This is a genomic window from uncultured Empedobacter sp. (assembly GCF_937930195.1).
GTDB lineage: Bacteria > Bacteroidota > Bacteroidia > Flavobacteriales > Weeksellaceae > Empedobacter > Empedobacter stercoris.
This window is the reverse complement of sequence record NZ_CALGVK010000007.1, coordinates 1-17942: the sequence shown is the minus strand read 5'-3', so window position 1 is coordinate 17942 and position 17942 is coordinate 1. Positions and strand designations below refer to the sequence as shown.

Here is a 17942-nt window from a genome sequence, read left to right as displayed (position 1 = left end):
TTTGAATAAGATTTATTCATCAAGAGATGTTCTATCTCTTAATTTGGTGCAGGTTATTGCACGTTCTATTTTTTCATTATAAAATAGAATTTTTGAAATTCTATATCAGGTCGTTTCAGACAAAATAATCAGTTACTATCGCGAGATAGTTGAGTAGTTCATATAAGTTTAATTAAAAACAATTCATGGGTTTAAAAGTAGGCATTATCGGTGCTGGACCAAGTGGTTTAGCTATGTTAAGAGCATTCGAGTCGGAAGAAAAGAAAGGTAACAAAATTCCAGAAATTAAATGTTTTGAGAAGCAAGACAACTGGGGAGGAATGTGGAATTACACTTGGCGTACAGGTGTAGGTAAATACGGAGAGCCGTTACACGGCAGTATGTATAAATATTTGTGGTCGAATGGACCAAAAGAATGTTTAGAATTTGCGGATTATACGTTTTCTGAGCATTTTGATCAAACAATATCTTCTTATCCACCGCGAGAAGTTTTGTTTGATTATATACAAGGAAGGATTAAACAAAGTAATGCACGAAAGTACATACAGTTTAATACCGTTGCAAGGTGGGTAGATTATGTAGAAGAGAAGAAGCAATTTCGTGTTGTTTTTGATGATTTAAAGAAAAATGAAACTTTTGAAGAGTTTTTTGATTATTTAGTTGTCGGAACAGGGCATTTTTCTACACCAAATATGCCTTATTTTAAAGGAATAGAAAATTACACAGGAAATGTAATGCATGCGCATGATTTTCGTGGTGCAGATCCTTTTATTGATCAAGATATTTTGTTGATTGGTAGTAGTTATTCTGCAGAAGATATTGCCGTACAATGTTATAAACACGGTACTAAGTCAGTTACGATTTCATATCGTACGAATCCGATTGATTGTAAATGGCCACAAGGGATAGAAGAATTACCTATGGTAACACATTTTGAGGATAAAAAGGCTTTTTTTAAAGATGGAACTGTAAAAGAGTTTGATTCTGTTATCATGTGTACAGGTTATCAACATAAGTTTCCATTTTTACCAGATAATTTACGTCTAAAAACCAAAAATTGTCTGTATCCAGAAGGGATGTATAAAGGTGTAATATCAGATGCTAACGCTCAATTGTTATTTTTGGGAATGCAAGATCAATATTATACATTCAATATGTTTGATGCACAAGCATGGTTTGCACGAGATTATATTTTAGGTCGAATTAATTTACCTTCTAAAGAAGCTATTCAGACTGATATTCAAAAATGGATGGAAGATGAAAGTAAATGTATTTCAGCAGATGATCATGTTGATTTTCAAACAAATTATATTAAAGATTTGATTGAATTAACAGATTATCCAATGTTTGATTTGGATAAAGTTGCCGAAATGTTCAAAGTTTGGTTAAAAGATAAAGAAGAAAATATTTTGACTTATCGCGATAAAACATTCACATCTGTTATGGACCAAACAAAAGCAGAAAAACATCATACACCTTGGATGAAGGAATTGGATGATAGTTTAGAACGATATTTAGATGAAGATCCAATTGATGAGAAAGAGTTAGAAAAAACAAATTATTATTAATACAATCAAAAAGACTAACAATTATGTTGGTCTTTTTTTATTTTTCGATTGTATATTTAAACATCATTTTTAACAATGAAAAATGATTCTTTTGAATCTTTTAACTCAATATGATGTAATACAATAGAAATGGAAATTCAATATTTTTTCGAATTATTTGGAACACTTTTTTTTGGGATTTCTGGCGCTTTAGCTGCAGACGAAAAATCAGGTAACGATTGGTTTGGTGTTACTTTTATTGCATTCTTAACCTCAATTGGAGGAGGAACAGTACGTGATATTTTGCTTTCTGTAGAGATTATGTGGATCAAAGATGTTAACCTTATATATGCTGTTGCAATTGGTGTTATTCTGGCTGCAATTTTTTATAAACCGTTACTCAATCTACGCAAAACCTTTATGCTTTTCGATACGTTGGGAATTGCGTTGTTTACGATAGTTGGTTTAGAAAAAGCTTTAAATCTTGGGATACATCCTGTTATTGCACCAGTCATGGGAATGTTTACAGCGGTATTTGGTTCTGTTATACGCGACATGATGTTAAATGAAGTTCCAATAATTTTTAAAAAAGAAATTTATGCGTTTGCATGTCTTTGTGGTGCAATTATATATTTAATTTTATGGCAATTGGATATTAGTCGTAATGTTAATTTCTTTATTTCTGGCGGAGCAATTGTTGCTATTCGTTTGGCTGCAGTAAAATACAATTTGTCCTTGCCTAAGTTCAAAAGTCATTAACAAGAAGATTAAAATCCTTTAACTATCTTAGCAAATTAATTTTTATACATGGAAATTCAATACATTTTTGAATTATTCGGAACTGTTGTATTCGCAATTTCAGGTGCTTTAGCTGGTGATGAAAGACGAAAACACGATTGGTTTGGAATCGCTTGTTTTGCTTTTATAACTGCTGTTGGAGGAGGAACCTTGCGCGATTTATTTTTGAATAGTTATCCGTTGGTTTGGATTAGCGATATGAATGTGATTTATGCCGTTTTTGCAGGAATTTTATTAGCAGGAATATTTTTTAAGTATTTTTCACGTTTACGAATTACTTTAATGCTTTTTGATACATTAGGAATCGCTTTATTTACAATAGTAGGTTTAGAGAAAGCACATTCTTTAGGTGCAAATGATTTTATAGCTGTGATGATGGGAATGATGACGGCTGTGATGGGCGGAATGTTGCGTGATGTTTTGATGAATAGAACGCCGTTTATTTTTGTACAAGAAATTTATGCAACAGCGTGTATTGTAGGTGGGGTAGCTTATCTAATTTTTGATGATTTTGGGCTGGATCGAAATATTAATTTCATTGTTTCAGGAGCTATTATTGCTGCAATTCGTATTGTGACAGTTAAGTTTAATTTATCGTTACCTAAATTTTATTAATCATGCAAAAAACACCATTTAATCAAGAAATTTGGACAGGAAGAATTGATTCTGAAGATGGAGAGTTAGGCTTAAGAATTCATCAAGTAATCAATGATTATGATCAATTTGAATCAGCATCCATTCAACCAAAAGTAATTCTTGGTTTTTGTTCAGAAGAAGGAGTTGAACGAAATAAAGGAAGAATTGGCGCAAAGAATTCACCAGATTTCATTCGAAAAGCATTAGCCAATTTGCCTTTGCATTTTTCTGAAACAGATTCTATTTTTGATACTGGAAATATTGTTTGCGACGACAAAGATTTAGAAACTGCGAGAGAAGAACAGGTTAATCAAGTTCATAAAATCATCAAACAAAATCATTTTCCGATAGTGATTGGCGGTGGACACGAAACAGCTTTGGGCGATTTTTTAGCTTTAGCACAATCACATCAAAATATTGGAATTATCAATCTTGATGCGCATTTTGATTTGAGAACGCCAAATCCGCAATCTACTTCTGGCACACCATTTTATGAAATGGCAAAGTATTGCGAACAAAACGAAATGAATTTTAATTATATTCCAATTGGTATTCAAGAATTGGGAAATACGAAAGCATTATTTTATCGAGCAGAAAACTTAGGTGTTAAGTTTATCATGGCCGATGAAGTACACTTAAATCTGAATAAAATTTTAGAAGACCTAAAAATTATCATTCAACAATATGATGCACTTTATGTGTCATTGGATATGGATGTTTTTGATGCAGCTTATTCACCTGGTGTAAGTGCAACGACAATTAATGGTTTGACTCCTTTTCAAGTAAAATATATTTTGAAGGTTTTAATGAATTCGAATAAAGTTAAAATCTTTGATTTGGTCGAGTATAATTCGCTTTTTGATGTTGATAACTCAACAGCGAAACTCTCTGCACAAATGATTTACGAAGTTTTAAGACATTAATTATGAAATAATTTACAATATTTTGTAACCTTTTTCAGTTATCTGCGTATACATATATAGTGGTGTTAATAAATCACCCAAGAAATCGATAATAATCATTTTAAAATAAGAGGGTTTTAGTTAAATGAGACAGCTTAAAATTACAAAGCAGGTAACAAATCGTGAAACTGCGTCGTTGGATAAATACTTACAAGAAATTGGTAAAGTAGATTTGATTACAGCGGAGGAGGAAGTAGAGTTAGCACAACGTATCAAAGCAGGAGATCGTGTTGCCTTAGAAAAATTAACAAAAGCAAACTTACGTTTCGTGGTTTCTGTTGCGAAACAATACCAAAATCAAGGTTTAAGTTTACCAGATTTAATTAATGAAGGAAATTTAGGTTTGATTAAAGCAGCACAACGTTTCGACGAAACACGTGGTTTCAAATTTATCTCGTATGCCGTTTGGTGGATTCGTAAATCTATCTTACAAGCATTGGCAGAACACTCTCGTATTGTACGTCTACCATTAAATAAAATAGGATCCATTCCTAAAATTAATAAAGCGTATGCTTTATTAGAGCAAGAACATGAGCGTGCCCCATCTGCAGAAGAAATTTCTGAAGTATTGGATATGTCAGAAGGTGACGTAAAAGAGTCGATGAAAAACTCTGGTCGTCACGTCTCAATGGATGCGCCATTAGTAGAAGGAGAAGATTCTAACTTATATGATGTATTAAATATTGGTGAATCTCCATCTCCAGACGTTCAGTTGATGATCGAATCTTTAAGAGTAGAGATTGAACGTGCTTTACAAACATTAACACCTCGTGAAGCTGATTTAATTCGTTTATACTTCGGATTAAACGGTCAACATCCGATGACGTTAGAAGAAATTGGTGAAACGTTTGATTTAACAAGAGAACGAGTTCGTCAAATTAAAGAAAAAGCAATTCGTCGTTTAAAACATACATCAAGATCTAAAATCTTGAAAACGTATATTGGACGATAAAAACATAAGAAAGCAGCTAAATAAGCTGCTTTTTTTATAAATATTAAAACACTTTATGAGAAACTTTATTTTACTATTTACTCTTATACTTTTTTCAACTTATTCTTTCGGTCAAAAGAAAATTGATCAAAATTTAGTTGGATTTTGGAAATCTACAATCTATCCAACAAAAAATGATCCTGTAAAAGGAAATGCTTTTATTGATAGAAAAGCTGATGGGACATTTACATTATTTTTAGAGTTGATTTACAATAATGATTCGATCTATGCTAAAGAAGTTGGACATTGGAACACGAATAATGATCTTTATACAGAAATTGGAGAAGAATACAATGACGAGTTTTCTTATAAGATAAATCAAAATCAAGTCAATTTTAAACTTAAAAAGAAGAAACAAGTTTTAGGATTTCGATCAGAAAAATTTGATGAAGAAAAATCATCCGATCAAACAAGTTATTATGAAGAGCAATATTCTATATTCAAAGCAAAATCTATGCAGAAATTGATGAATATGAGCGATAAAATAAATGGTTTTTCACATGACTCTTCAGATGGTGTTCAAGATGCTAGATTAGTAGGTATTTGGGAAGGTTCGGAAAAGGATAATCAAATAGAAGGAGTGTCTAAAGAATGGACAATGACTCGAAATATTGATGGAACTTTTGTTTTAGATTTTAAAACTAAAATGAAAGGAAGAAAAACAGAAAATCATATTGAGAAAGGAAAATGGTGGGTAAAAGATAATAAGTTTTACGAATATCATGAAGATTCTGGAATGACAGATGTTTATACATTTGAAGTTTTGAATGTAAATCAAATAAAATTTAAAGTTTTTGATTTATCATTTAATCAGAATAATAATAATTACGAATTTATTGATACAAGAAAAAAATAAATTAAAAACTCCAACTAAATTTAGTTGGAGTTTTTCGTTATAATAATTTTCCACTTAATAAAATTGCGGCAATTGTAAAGTAAATAATTAATCCAGAAACATCGACTAATGTAGCAACAAAAGGCGAAGATGCTGTTGCGGGATCAAATCCAATTTTTCTCAAAATAAATGGAACTAAAGATCCAGAAAGTGTTCCCCATAAAACAATGACAATTAGAGATAAGGCTACTGTTAAAGCTACATACAGCCAATATTCTCCATAGCTGTAAATACCTAATTCTTGCCAAATAAAAATTCGAATGAAGCCAACGAAACCAAGGATTGCACCTAAGATTAATCCCGAAGCAAATTCTTTTTTCATGACATACCACCAGTCTTTTAGTTTCAATTCGCCCAAAGCCATCGCACGAATAATCAGCGAAGCTGCTTGCGAACCAGAATTACCTCCACTCGAAATAATCAAAGGAACAAATAGAGCAAGCACCACAGCTTTTTCAATTTCATCATCGTAATAGCTCATAGCAGAAGCAGTAAACATTTCTCCAATAAAAAGAATCACTAACCATCCAGCTCTTTTTTTTATTAATTCTACAATAGGAGTTTTTGTATACGAAACATCCAGCTCTTCCATTCCTCCGAATTTCTGAATATCTTCTGTATCCCTCATTTTCATTCGATCCAAAATATCATCAAATGTGACAATTCCAACCAACACATTGTTTTCTGTAACAATAGGCATCGCAGATCGATCGTATTTATCAAAGACCTCTAAAGCTTCTTCTAAAGGAGTTGTTGTTGTGATAGAAACAAAATTATGATCTATCAAATCTTCCATTTTAGTTTCTTCATCAGCTAAAAGGATTTCTCCGATTTTTAAATCATCAATTAATCTATTTTTACCATCAACAATAAAAATGTACGTCAATGTTTCGGCTTTTTTTCCATATTTTTTGATATGTGCCAAAACTTGTTTTACGGTATAATGTTCCTTTACTTGAATATAATTTGGAGTCATTAATCGAGCAATGGAATCTTCATGATAACCAATTAGACTCAATGCAATTGCGCGTTCATCAGGATTCAAAAGATTGATTGAATGTTTAATTAACTCATCTGGAAAATTCTCAAAAAGTTCAGTTCTATCATCAGGATCTAAGTTATTCAAAACATCTGCTAAATCTTCGTCAGTTAAACTTTTAACAATTTCATATTGAACATCAGGGTCAAAATAGGAGAATACATCCACTTTATCATTAGAAAGCATATAAAAAGCTATATTTCTTCTTTTTATATCTAATGCAGTTAATTGCTCTGCAATATCCGCCGGATGTTGATTAAGCATATTATTTTCCATAAATTTGTTGTTTTTTATATCCCGAACTGCAAAATAAGCTATTTTGGGGAGAAGGGAGGTGAAAGGTTAGCTACTTTTAAGCTAATTTTAATGTTGAAATAATTTATGCATAAAATAGAAAATCAGCAAATCGAACATTTTATAAAATCTATGGGTGTAGACGAACGCTTTGCTGGTGTTTGGTCAGGTACAGATCATGGGAAATTTTTTAAAGGAGAAACAAACAGTTGGGTAGTGAACCGAAAAATGGATGGCACATTTACCGTTAGTTTCCAAACAGTTTATAGTGATGATACGGTAACGTATTCAGAAGATATCGGTTTGTGGTGTGTCAAAGAAGACGAATATTATGAATATCGTCAGTCCGATGTAAAAGCAGACCATTATACTTACATTTTTTTATCCAAAGATTCTATTCATTTCATTATCAACGAAGAATTGAAAGAAGAAGAACCATATAACTTCATCGATAATAGAGTTTTTCTTGATTAAAAAAAATAATTTATTTCTTCATTTTTTCTGTTATATTCGTATTGAAAATTAACACTAAAAATGAAAAAAACACTATTTACTTTACTCTTATCATCTTCTTTGTTTGCACAAGAAAAAGCAACCGATTTATTTAACGCAAATATCAGTTTTATCGGAATTGGAATTCAATACGAAAAAGCGTTAAACGATAATTTTACAGCTGTAGGAACTTTAGATTATATGGGCGGATTTTCTTATTCGAGCGATTCATATTATGGAGGTAGTGATTTTGATTATATTTTTACAACTCGTTTTGCCTTAGAAGGACGCCATTATTATAATTTTAATCGAAGAATTTCTAAAGGAAAAAATACAAAAAATAATTCAGGAAATTACATTGCGTTAAAAGGAGATTTTATTCCAGATTGGCTAACGAGTACAAATAAAGACAATGTTACAGTGAATCCGCAGGGGTCAATTACATTTAATTATGGATTGAAACGTTCTTTTGCGCAAAACTTTTTTTATGAGTTTTACACAGGATTAGGACTTTCTCTTTATCAAGATGAGCATTATTACTATTACGATACAATAAATGATAGTAGAAAAAGCAAGAAAGAAATGACAACTGGAGTTGCCTTAGATTTAGGTTTTCGAGTTGGATATAATTTCTAAAAAAATATAAATCGTTGAGTTTTCAACGATTTTTTTATTTCCTTACCTTTGCACCACAAAATACAAACAACAAACAAAAAAGTATGCCAATAGTAGCACCATCAATTTTAGCAGCCGATTTCGGAAACTTAGCAAAAGACATCGAAATGGTTAATAATTCACAAGCAGAATGGTTTCATTTAGATGTAATGGACGGCGTTTTTGTTCCGAACATCTCGTATGGAATGCCAATTATCGATAAAATCAATTCATTAACAGACAAAGTGCTTGATGTGCACTTGATGATTGTTGATCCAGACCGTTACATTTCGACTTTCAAACAAGTTGGCGCAGATATTTTAACCGTGCATTACGAGGCGTGTACCCACTTACATCGTACACTACAAGCGATAAAAGCAGAAGGAATGAAAGCTGGTGTGGCACTCAATCCGCATACACCTGTTTCGGTTTTAGAAGATGTAATTAACGATTTAGACTTGGTTTTAATCATGAGTGTTAACCCAGGTTTTGGAGGACAAAAATTCATCGAGAACACGTACAATAAAGTTTCTAAATTAAAACAAATGATTACGGAAGCAAATGCAAATGTTATCATCGAGATTGACGGAGGAGTTGGTATTCAAAATGCATCAAAATTAGTTGAGGCTGGTGCAGATGCGTTGGTTGCGGGGTCAGCAGTTTTCAATGCAGAAAATCCTACGGCGTACATCGAAGCGTTAAAAAAAGCATAAGTCTATACTTATCAACATATGTTAAAAACTGAATCAGCGATGGTTCAGTTTTTTTGTTTTTTGGGCATTCCCTTCGGGCGGGCTTTTCGTTGCAATCTTTGCTATTCAGCAAAGGATTTCCACTGCAATCCCTAACGCAATTTTTAGTTTTGTTCTCATTTAGTTAGCACTCTGAGTTAGTTTTAATAGAAGAAACTTTGTGTCTTAACTATTAAACGTACATCTAACGTTTGTCATTCTAATCCTGTCGAAGAATCTTTAAACTTCTTGTCAAACTTAAATGTTTTCAAATTAATACATTTTCGAATTGGCTAATTTATTCCCTAACTTTGTACCATGAACTTCTCCAAAGACAATTCAAAAAAGATTTATACAATTGATGAAATCAAAGATAAAATGGCAAAATATTGTCTTTATCAAGATCGTTGTCATTGGGAAGTAGAAAAAAAATTACGCGATTTTGATTTGATTCCAGAAGCAAAAGATGAAATTATTTTTAAACTTATTCATTATGGTTTTCTAAATGAAGAACGTTTTGTGCATAGTTTTGTCCGTGGAAAAGTCAATCAAAAAATGTGGGGAAGAAATCGTCTTCGTCAAGAATTAAAAATTCGACAGATTGATCAAAAATTAATTGAGAAAGCATTTAAAGAAGAAATCGATTTAGATAAATATTGGAATAATTTACTGCATTTAACTCGAAAAAAGTTTAGATTATTAGCTTCTGAGCGCGAATCGTTCAAAAAAACAAATAAAGTAAAAGCATATTTAACATACAAAGGTTATGAATTTGATCTAATGAATGATGCAATAAAAGAAATCGAATTAGAAAAAGAAAATTAAAAAGAGGAATATTAACATTCCTCTTTTTAACACTTACTCAATTCGTTTTCAAACTCTTGTAGATAATTCGCTAAATGAAAACCATCTACAAAACCATGATTTGCTTCTACCGAAACAGGCATGTACATTTTATTATTTTGTGTGTATGCTTTTCCGAAAATAATTCGAGGAATAGATTCTTCTGTTTCAAAATTACTTGGTTGCGTTAAACCTGTAAATCTCGACCAAGGAAAAGTAGAATGACGCACCAATCCTTCCGTAATATCTTCGTTTTTGATATGCAATCCTTCACAACGTTCAACACTTTTTATTTGTTCTTGTAATTGCGCATTAAAATCTTCAAAATCTTCAGTGAAATTCATGAATGCAAAACCAAAAGTTCCATCTTTTCGACCAATTGTTGTTCCGCAATCTAACTGATTGTACACGAAAATTTCATTATTCTCTAATCGAAATTTAAACTCATTGATTTTATTTTCAGCTTGCATAGAAGCAAATAAGTAAAGGGCAAAAAAAGAAACGTGATTTGCTTTGGCAAATTGATACGCTTTCGAGCATTCAACCTCTGCAACTATTCCGACATACGGATTATCCATTTTCGAGAACATATTAAAATGTTCAATTCGATTCCAACCTTCAGGATTAAATTTTTGTTTCATGCTGCAAAAATAAAAGCTACTTTTTGAAAAGAAGTTTTTATTTGATGTTTATTGAAAATATTTTTTTCTATACAGCTTGAATAAAATTATCGACCTGTTCTTCTAGTGTTACCCATGAAGTAACTAATCTTATGGCAGAATTCTCTTCATCTATTTTTTCCCAAATAAAAAAATCAAAATCTTGCTGTAATTTTTCGATAACAATATTTGGTAAAATAGGAAAGATTTGGTTAGAAGATGGTTCAGTAAGAAAATCATAACCTTTAGCTGAAATCCCTTTTGCTAATTTTTCGGCCATTTGGTTGGCATGTTTTCCCATTTCGAAAAATAAATTATCCCGAAACATTTCCGAAAACTGAATTCCAATCAATCTTCCTTTCGCTAACATTCCACCTTTCTGCTTGATATGATAACGAAAATCTTCATTCAGTTTTAAATTATTTATCACTATTGCTTCCCCTAAAAGAGCACCATTTTTCGTGCCACCGATATAAAAAACATCAGTATAATTCGCCATATCTTCCAAAGTCAAATCGCATTTAGAAGAAGTTAAAGCAGATGCCAAACGTGCACCATCAACAAAAAGATACAAATTGTTTTCTTGACAAAATTTATAAAGATGTTGTAATTCTATTTTTGTGTACACACTTCCGACTTCGGTAGAATTTGAGATGTAAACCAATTTTGGTTTTACCATATGTTCGTCTGTATGCATATTCAAAACAACAGCAATTTGTTCAGGCGTAATTTTCCCATTATTTGTCACAATTGTATTTACCTTATGCCCTGTTGCTTCTATTGCGCCAGTTTCGTGAACCGCAATATGTCCACTTTCTGCTGCAATCACAGACTCGTGAGGTTTTAGAATAGACGAAATCACAATTAAATTAGCTTGCGTTCCACCAGAAACAAAATGAATAGCCGAATCTTTTTTCAAGTATTTAAGGATTAATTCTCGTGCTTCATTACAAAACTCATCTTCACCATAACCAATACTTTGTATCGTATTAGTTTCGACTAATCGTTGTAAAATTGAAGGATGTGCACCTTCGCTATAATCGTTTTTAAAACTATATTTTTTCAAAATTGAAAGCTTATCTTTATGACAATAAAAGTAATGGTTTTCCTAAATCTTTCCTATTTTACATTCTATTTTTACGAATTAATTAAACCCAAATTATGAAAATTTTAGTCGTTGAAGATGAAATAAAACTGCAAGAAACAATTGTTGAATTTTTAGAAAAAGAAAAAATGATTGTAGAAAGTGCAGACAATTATAAACAAGCTTTAGATAAAATAATTTCGTTTGATTATGATTGTATTTTATTGGATATGATGCTTCCAGATGGAGATGGAATGTCGTTGCTAAAGGAATTAAAAAAACTTCAAAAAGAAACATCGGTGATTATTTTATCAGCAAAGGATTCGGTTGATGATAAAGTGGAAGGTTTGTTGGTTGGAGCGGATGATTATTTAGCAAAACCTTTTCATTTTGCTGAATTATTGGCTCGAATAAAAGTTGCTTTACGCAAAAACCTTCAGAAAGGAGAGGATATCTTAACGTATAAAAATATTCGTATTTATCCTGAAGATCGGTTGGTGAAAGTAAACGAAGTCGAGTTAAAATTAAATAGAAAAGAATATGATTTACTGTACTATTTTATGTTGAGACCCGAACGTGTTTTTCAGAAAACAACTTTAGCAGAAAGCGTTTGGGGCGATCATATCGAGATGTCTGATAATTTGGATTTTATTTATTCTCAAATAAAAAACCTAAGAAAAAAGTTGAAAGAAGCGAATTCCGAAGCAGATTTGCAGGCAGTTTATGGGATCGGTTATAAGTTGATTTAATATGAAAATATCACTAAAAAACTACACCTTTCGTTACCTAACATTTTGGTTGTTAATCATTATTGCAATTTGGGCATTTTTATTTCGTTCGTTGATCTTGGATGAAGTATATGACAATGTAGATGATGGTTTAAAAAATCAAAAAATAGAAATTTTACGGGAGGTATTTTTTGATGAAAGTTTGTTGAAAACAACAGAATTTGGATTAAGTCAATTCAGAATCACAAAAATTGATCAAGCTCAATACGATGAAACAAATCGATTCTCAAATGAAATGGTTTACATGGAATATGACGAAGATATGGAACCATACAGGGTTTTGAGAACAGGTTTTTATGATAAAAATAATCAACCCTATTCGTTAGAAATTAGGACTTCTACAGTAGAGGAAGATGATTTGATTTATGATTTAACGATTTCTTTGTTGGCTCTTTATGTATTTATTTTAATCAGTATTTTGTTGATTAATCATTACGGTTTAAAGAAAGCATTCAAACCATTTGATCAGATTATAACGCAATTAAGAAAGTATGAAGTTGGGAATAATGAAAAACCAACGGTTGTCGATACGAATGTAAAGGAATTTTATTTTTTACAGAACGAAATTCAACGCATGATGAATCGAAATGAAGAGGTTTTTAATTCGCAAAAGTTATTCATAGAAAATGCTTCACACGAATTGCAAACACCTTTAACAATAGCTTTGAATAAACTTGATTTATTGATTGAAAGCCCAGATATTCCAGAGAAGGAGATATTAGATTTAGTTGAAACTAAACAAACCCTTTGGCGAATGGTGAGCTTAAACAAGTCGTTGTTGATGCTTTCTCGAATAGATAATAATCAATATAAAAACAATGTAAAAGTTAATTTTACAGCGCTTACAAAAGATTTGCTCGAAGATTATGAATCGATTTTAGAAGTGGAAGAAATAAGATTAGAAACTGATTTCAAAGAAGATTTTATCATAGAATTTAATTTGGATTTAGCGCAAATTTTGATTTCCAATTTAATTCGAAATGCCATTAAGCATAACAACGAACAAAAGATGATGAAGATAGAAAGTGATTTTAATCAATTGATAATTTCCAATACTGGAAATGAAAATTCCTTGGATGAAAAATTAATCTTCAAGCGTTTCTATAAACAAGGAGCAAGTGAAGGAAGCAATGGATTAGGCCTTTCGATTGTAGATACGATTATAAAAAATCAACATTATTTAAAGTTAAACTATCAATACAAAGAAACTTTTCATCAATTTATTTTGAAAAAATAATTTATTCCCAAATCTTTCCTAATTTACTTCTCAACTTTGTTCTGTAATTTAATAATCAAACAAAAATGAAAAAGTTTTTTAGTGTTATCATGTTAGGTTTTACTTTGGTATCATTTGCTCAAGATAAACCAATTAATTATAATCAAGTACCAAAAGATGGTCAAAAATTTGTAAACCAATATTTTGGTTCAAAACAAGTTGGCTCTTCGATGTTAGAAGATGATTTTTTCTCGAAAGAATACAAAGTGTATTTGTTGAATGGAACAAAAATAGAATTTGATAGCGATGGAAGTTGGAAAGAAGTTGACGGAAAAAGAAATCCGATTCCGACAGGTTTTGTACCAGCTAAAATTTCTACTTATGTAAAGAGAAGTTTTCCCAACACAAAAATCACAAAAATTGAACGAGAACGTAATGGGTTTGAAGTAAAATTATCGAATGGTTTGGAAGTGAAATTTGATGAAAACGGAAATTTTAAGAAAATAGAAGATTAATTAGAACAACATAATAATGAAAAAATTATTTTTAGGAACAGCCTTATTTACAATGTTTGCATTGGTAACAACATCTTGTAATAATGATGACGATACAACAACAACGGAAACGGTAGAATTAAAAACACTTCCCGAAGAAGGTAGAAGTTTTGTAACGACGTATTTTTCTGGAATTGAAATTGCACGAATAGAGAAACATAGTCCAGCCAAAATAGATGGAACAATGTACGAGGTTGATTTTGTGAATAGAGATGAAATTGATTTTGATCAGAATGGAACTTGGTTAAAAGTGGAAGCAGAAGGAAATCGTAGTATTCCAACAGGTTTTATATTGCCTTCAATTGTGTCGTATATCAACACCAATTATCCTACTTTGAAAATTAATCAAATAGAGAAAACGTATGAAGGCTTTGAAGTTGAGTTAACAAATGATCTTGATTTAATCTTTAATGCTTCAGGTGAATTTATTCGTGTTCAACCTTAATAATAACAACATAAAATAATAAAAAAATCCAACTCAAATTTTGAGTTGGATTTTTTTATTATTTATCCCGACTTTCTAACATCGGTACAAATTTGAAATCACCAAATTCGTAATATTCATATTGATTTTCTGATAAACGCATAATGACAATCATGCGTTGAGATTGTTCCCCTACAGGAATCACCATTATTCCACCAATATTCAATTGTTTTTTTAATTCTTCAGGAATCTCTGGCGCTCCAGCTGTTACAATAATTTTATCAAAAGGAGCAAAAGAAGGCAAACCTTTGTAGCCATCTCCATACGTTTGATAACGTGGCTCGAAATTGATTTTTTTCAACATGATTTTCGAAAAATCAAACAAATCTTTTTGACGTTCTATCGTAAAAACCTCTGCACCTAAAGCAACTAAAACAGCAGTCTGATAGCCAGAACCTGTTCCAATTTCTAATACTTTTTCATTGGGCTGAATATCTAATAATTGCGTTTGAAAAGCAACTGTGAAAGGATGTGAAATGGTTTGTCCTGCTGCAATAGGAAAAGCTTCGTCGCGATAAGCAAATTCAGTGAAAGCACTATCCAAAAATAAATGTCTTGGAACTAAATTGATTGCTCCCAACACGTTCTCATCCTCAATTCCTTTCGAGCGCAACAAATCAACCAACATTTTGCGTCGTCCTCTGTGTTTAAAATCGTCTACCGACATATTCCAAAAATTTTACAAAAATGCATTAAATACAACTTATTCTCATTAATTTTAACGGCAAAATCTACCAAATGTTAAAAGTAGGAGTGATCGGTGCTGGACACCTTGGAAAAATCCATTTAAAGTTATTAAATCAATCGGAAAGATACGAATTAATTGGCTTCTTTGATTCTTTTGAAGAAAATGGAAAGAAAGTAGAAGCAGAATTTGGATACAAGTTTTTTAGTTCGATGGACGAATTGATTGACGCTGTTGATGTTATTGATATTGTAACACCAACTTTATCGCATTATGAAGTTGCATTGAAAGTAATTGAAAAAAATAAACACTTTTTCGTTGAAAAACCAATTACACATACGTTAGAGGAAGCAGATCATTTATTAAAATTAACAAATGAAAAAGGGCTGAAAGCGCAAGTTGGACACGTAGAAAGGTTCAATCCTGCATTTACTGCCGCTGCACCTTTTATCGAAGAACCATTATTTATCGAAACGCATCGTTTAGCAGAGTTTAATCCGCGTGGAACAGATGTTCCTGTAGTGTTAGATTTAATGATTCACGATTTGGATGTGATTTTATCAATTGTAAAATCGGAAATCAAATCTATTCATTCGTCTGGCGTTTCTGTAATTAGTGATACACCTGATATTGCAAATGCTCGAATTGAGTTCGAAAATGGTTGTGTGGTAAATGTTTCGACAAGTAGAATGTCAATGAAAAATATGCGAAAAATGCGTGTTTTTCAACGAAATGCTTATATTTCGATTGATTTCTTGACAAAGAAAACAGAGATTATTAAAATGCACAAAGCACCAGAAAATCCAAGCGAATATGCCATGATTTTGGAAAATGATAAAGGTGATCGTCGAGAAATTTGTTTCGAACATCCCGAAATTTTACCAAATAATGCCATTTTAGATGAATTGGAAAGTTTTGCTGATTCTATCGAAAATGATACACCAATCAAAGTATCATTACAAGATGGACGAAATGCATTAAAAGTTGCGTTGGAGATTATTGCTTATTTTGAAAAAGAGCAACAAGTCATCAAAAATCAAACCATCGAAAAAGAATAAGTCGAGGTTAGTATTTAGAAGTACGAATTTCGCAAAACGCAAAACGCAAAACGCAAAACGCAAAACGAATTTCGAAAAGCGAATAAAACACATAAAAAATAAAACATACAAAAAAATGAAAAACATTACAGTTATTGGAGCAGGAACGATGGGGAATGGAATTGCTCACGTTTTTGCACAATCAGGATTTGCCGTAAATTTAGTTGACGTTTCTCAAGATAGTTTAGATCGTGGATTGAAAACTATCGAAGGGAATTTGGATCGTATGATCGCAAAAGAAAAAATTTCTGAAGCTGATAAAACAGCCACTTTAAATAATATTACAACGTTTACAGATACAGTTGAAGCCGTTAAAAATGCAGATTTAGTAGTGGAAGCTGCAACAGAAAATTTAGATTTGAAATTAAAAATTTTCAAACAAATTGATGAAGCTGCGCCTGCAAATGCAATTTTAGCATCGAATACTTCTTCGATTTCAATTACAAAAATTGCGTCTGTAACAAGTCGTCCAAAACAAGTGATTGGAATGCATTTCATGAATCCAGTTCCGATGATGAAATTGGTCGAAATTATTCGTGGATACGATACGACAGATGATGTTACGAAAGCGATTATGGAAATGTCAGAAAAATTAGGAAAAACACCTGTCGAGGTTAATGATTATCCTGGTTTTATTGCGAATCGTATTTTAATGCCTATGATTAACGAAGCGATTTATTCGTTGTACGAAGGTGTTGCTGGTGTAAAAGAAATTGACGAAGTAATGAAATTAGGTATGGCTCATCCAATGGGACCATTGCAATTAGCTGATTTCATTGGTTTAGACGTTTGTTTATCAATTTTAGAAGTGTTGTACGACGGATTCAAAAATCCTAAATATGCGCCTTGTCCATTGTTAGTAAACATGGTAACAGCAGGTAAAAAAGGAGTGAAATCGGGCGAAGGATTCTATGATTATTCAGAGTCTAAAAAAGCAGAAAAATTAGCAGCTCAGTTTGCGAAATAATTTGAGAGTTGCAGGAGAATGTTAAAACATATCAATCGAGATTAAGTGTAAGTTTAGTCGTATTCTTATTTCTAATTTTTTCTTTCGTTGGCATTGGAATTTCTTTTAATTCTATTCAGCAAAATGAAATAGATATCGTTGTATGTATTTTGACTATTTTATTTATCATTTATATGTATTTATCAACAATATATAAGATAATAAATAATGAAGAATTAGTGGTGAAAGTTGGTTTTTTGATGAATATTAAAATTGACATTAAAAAAATAGTTGAAATCAAAAAAACGAAAAGTATGATTAGTTCTCCGGCATGGTCATTAAATAGAATCGAAATATTCTACAATAAATATGACTCAGTGATTATTTCACCAAAAAATCAAACCGAATTTATTCAAGATTTACAAAAAATAAATTCATCAATTAAGATTGATTTATAACTAAAATAGTTTTCAAAACAAAAAAGCGCTACTGGATAGACTGCACCCAAAAGTTTGGACAGATTAAAAATTAATAATTATAAAAATGA

At 31.4% G+C, this 17942-nt stretch carries 21 protein-coding genes; 17 read left to right on the top strand and 4 right to left on the bottom strand.

What is annotated here, in order from left to right; all coding sequences use genetic code 11:
* The first annotated feature begins 185 nt into the window (after positions 1-185).
* The 6 genes from Q0616_RS00410 (at position 186) to Q0616_RS00385 (ending at position 5790) form a co-directional block, all read left to right on the top strand.
* Positions 186-1568, top strand: coding sequence for an NAD(P)/FAD-dependent oxidoreductase (locus tag Q0616_RS00410; protein WP_298774010.1), 1383 nt, complete (start codon positions 186-188; stop codon positions 1566-1568).
* Between the two features lie 129 nt (positions 1569-1697).
* On the top strand, positions 1698-2306 hold the full coding sequence (locus Q0616_RS00405) for a trimeric intracellular cation channel family protein (RefSeq protein WP_171621790.1): 609 nt from the start codon (positions 1698-1700) through the stop codon (positions 2304-2306).
* 48 nt (positions 2307-2354) lie between these two features.
* On the top strand, positions 2355-2960 hold the full coding sequence (locus Q0616_RS00400) for a trimeric intracellular cation channel family protein (protein WP_188319244.1): 606 nt from the start codon (positions 2355-2357) through the stop codon (positions 2958-2960).
* A 2-nt stretch (positions 2961-2962) separates the two neighbouring features.
* A complete protein-coding gene (gene hutG / locus Q0616_RS00395) occupies positions 2963-3904 on the top strand; it encodes a formimidoylglutamase (RefSeq protein ID WP_225540410.1) in 942 nt (313 codons plus the stop codon).
* 124 nt (positions 3905-4028) lie between these two features.
* Complete coding sequence (locus Q0616_RS00390) at positions 4029-4895, top strand: sigma-70 family RNA polymerase sigma factor (protein WP_298774001.1); 867 nt, start codon at positions 4029-4031, stop codon at positions 4893-4895.
* Between the two features lie 55 nt (positions 4896-4950).
* Positions 4951-5790: a hypothetical protein gene (locus tag Q0616_RS00385; RefSeq protein ID WP_171621793.1), complete on the top strand. Its 840-nt coding sequence runs from the start codon at positions 4951-4953 to the stop codon at positions 5788-5790.
* 37 nt (positions 5791-5827) lie between these two features.
* On the opposite strand, the gene mgtE is transcribed toward Q0616_RS00385, so the two are convergent.
* Positions 5828-7144 (bottom strand): magnesium transporter, encoded by a 1317-nt coding sequence (gene mgtE, locus Q0616_RS00380; protein WP_298773997.1) that lies wholly within the window; start codon positions 7142-7144, stop codon positions 5828-5830.
* 105 nt (positions 7145-7249) lie between these two features.
* On the opposite strand from mgtE, the gene Q0616_RS00375 reads away from it, so the two are divergent.
* The 4 genes from Q0616_RS00375 (at position 7250) to Q0616_RS00360 (ending at position 9864) form a co-directional block, all read left to right on the top strand.
* Positions 7250-7636, top strand: coding sequence for a hypothetical protein (locus tag Q0616_RS00375; protein WP_298773993.1), 387 nt, complete (start codon positions 7250-7252; stop codon positions 7634-7636).
* Positions 7637-7696: 60 nt separating this feature from the next.
* Complete coding sequence (locus Q0616_RS00370; protein WP_225540402.1) at positions 7697-8290, top strand: hypothetical protein; 594 nt, start codon at positions 7697-7699, stop codon at positions 8288-8290.
* Positions 8291-8373: 83 nt separating this feature from the next.
* Positions 8374-9021: a ribulose-phosphate 3-epimerase gene (gene rpe / locus Q0616_RS00365; protein WP_298773987.1), complete on the top strand. Its 648-nt coding sequence runs from the start codon at positions 8374-8376 to the stop codon at positions 9019-9021.
* Positions 9022-9357: 336 nt separating this feature from the next.
* Positions 9358-9864, top strand: coding sequence for a regulatory protein RecX (locus tag Q0616_RS00360; RefSeq protein WP_298773985.1), 507 nt, complete (start codon positions 9358-9360; stop codon positions 9862-9864).
* A gap of 26 nt (positions 9865-9890) precedes the next feature.
* On the opposite strand, the gene Q0616_RS00355 is transcribed toward Q0616_RS00360, so the two are convergent.
* Together Q0616_RS00355 and Q0616_RS00350 are read right to left on the bottom strand one after the other, a co-directional pair.
* Positions 9891-10523, bottom strand: coding sequence for a CatA-like O-acetyltransferase (locus Q0616_RS00355; RefSeq protein WP_260541933.1), 633 nt, complete (start codon positions 10521-10523; stop codon positions 9891-9893).
* Between the two features lie 67 nt (positions 10524-10590).
* Positions 10591-11607 (bottom strand): low specificity L-threonine aldolase, encoded by a 1017-nt coding sequence (locus Q0616_RS00350; protein WP_286484299.1) that lies wholly within the window; start codon positions 11605-11607, stop codon positions 10591-10593.
* Between the two features lie 95 nt (positions 11608-11702).
* Here Q0616_RS00350 and Q0616_RS00345 point away from each other — a divergent pair, with 95 nt between their 5' ends.
* The 4 genes from Q0616_RS00345 (at position 11703) to Q0616_RS00330 (ending at position 14628) form a co-directional block, all read left to right on the top strand.
* Positions 11703-12374 carry a response regulator transcription factor gene (locus Q0616_RS00345; RefSeq protein WP_171621801.1) on the top strand — a complete coding sequence of 224 codons (672 nt, stop codon included), beginning with the start codon at positions 11703-11705 and terminating at the stop codon, positions 12372-12374.
* Between the two features lies 1 nt (position 12375).
* Positions 12376-13650, top strand: coding sequence for a HAMP domain-containing sensor histidine kinase (locus tag Q0616_RS00340; protein WP_298773976.1), 1275 nt, complete (start codon positions 12376-12378; stop codon positions 13648-13650).
* A gap of 65 nt (positions 13651-13715) precedes the next feature.
* Positions 13716-14144: a PepSY-like domain-containing protein gene (locus Q0616_RS00335; RefSeq protein WP_171621803.1), complete on the top strand. Its 429-nt coding sequence runs from the start codon at positions 13716-13718 to the stop codon at positions 14142-14144.
* A gap of 16 nt (positions 14145-14160) precedes the next feature.
* Positions 14161-14628, top strand: a complete 468-nt coding sequence (locus Q0616_RS00330) for a PepSY-like domain-containing protein (protein WP_298773970.1) — start codon at positions 14161-14163, stop codon at positions 14626-14628.
* Between the two features lie 58 nt (positions 14629-14686).
* Here Q0616_RS00330 and Q0616_RS00325 read toward each other — a convergent pair whose 3' ends face one another.
* A complete protein-coding gene (locus Q0616_RS00325; RefSeq protein ID WP_225540390.1) occupies positions 14687-15334 on the bottom strand; it encodes a protein-L-isoaspartate(D-aspartate) O-methyltransferase in 648 nt (215 codons plus the stop codon).
* Positions 15335-15405: 71 nt separating this feature from the next.
* Here Q0616_RS00325 and Q0616_RS00320 point away from each other — a divergent pair, with 71 nt between their 5' ends.
* The 3 genes from Q0616_RS00320 to Q0616_RS00310 all read left to right on the top strand — a co-directional run bounded on the left by Q0616_RS00320 (position 15406) and on the right by Q0616_RS00310 (position 17853).
* On the top strand, positions 15406-16410 hold the full coding sequence (locus Q0616_RS00320) for a Gfo/Idh/MocA family oxidoreductase (RefSeq protein ID WP_225542797.1): 1005 nt from the start codon (positions 15406-15408) through the stop codon (positions 16408-16410).
* A gap of 115 nt (positions 16411-16525) precedes the next feature.
* Entirely contained in the window at positions 16526-17416 is an 891-nt protein-coding gene (locus Q0616_RS00315) for a 3-hydroxybutyryl-CoA dehydrogenase (protein WP_298773959.1), read from the top strand.
* Between the two features lie 8 nt (positions 17417-17424).
* Positions 17425-17853 carry a PH domain-containing protein gene (locus Q0616_RS00310; protein ID WP_298773956.1) on the top strand — a complete coding sequence of 143 codons (429 nt, stop codon included), beginning with the start codon at positions 17425-17427 and terminating at the stop codon, positions 17851-17853.
* The last annotated feature ends 89 nt before the right edge of the window (positions 17854-17942 follow it).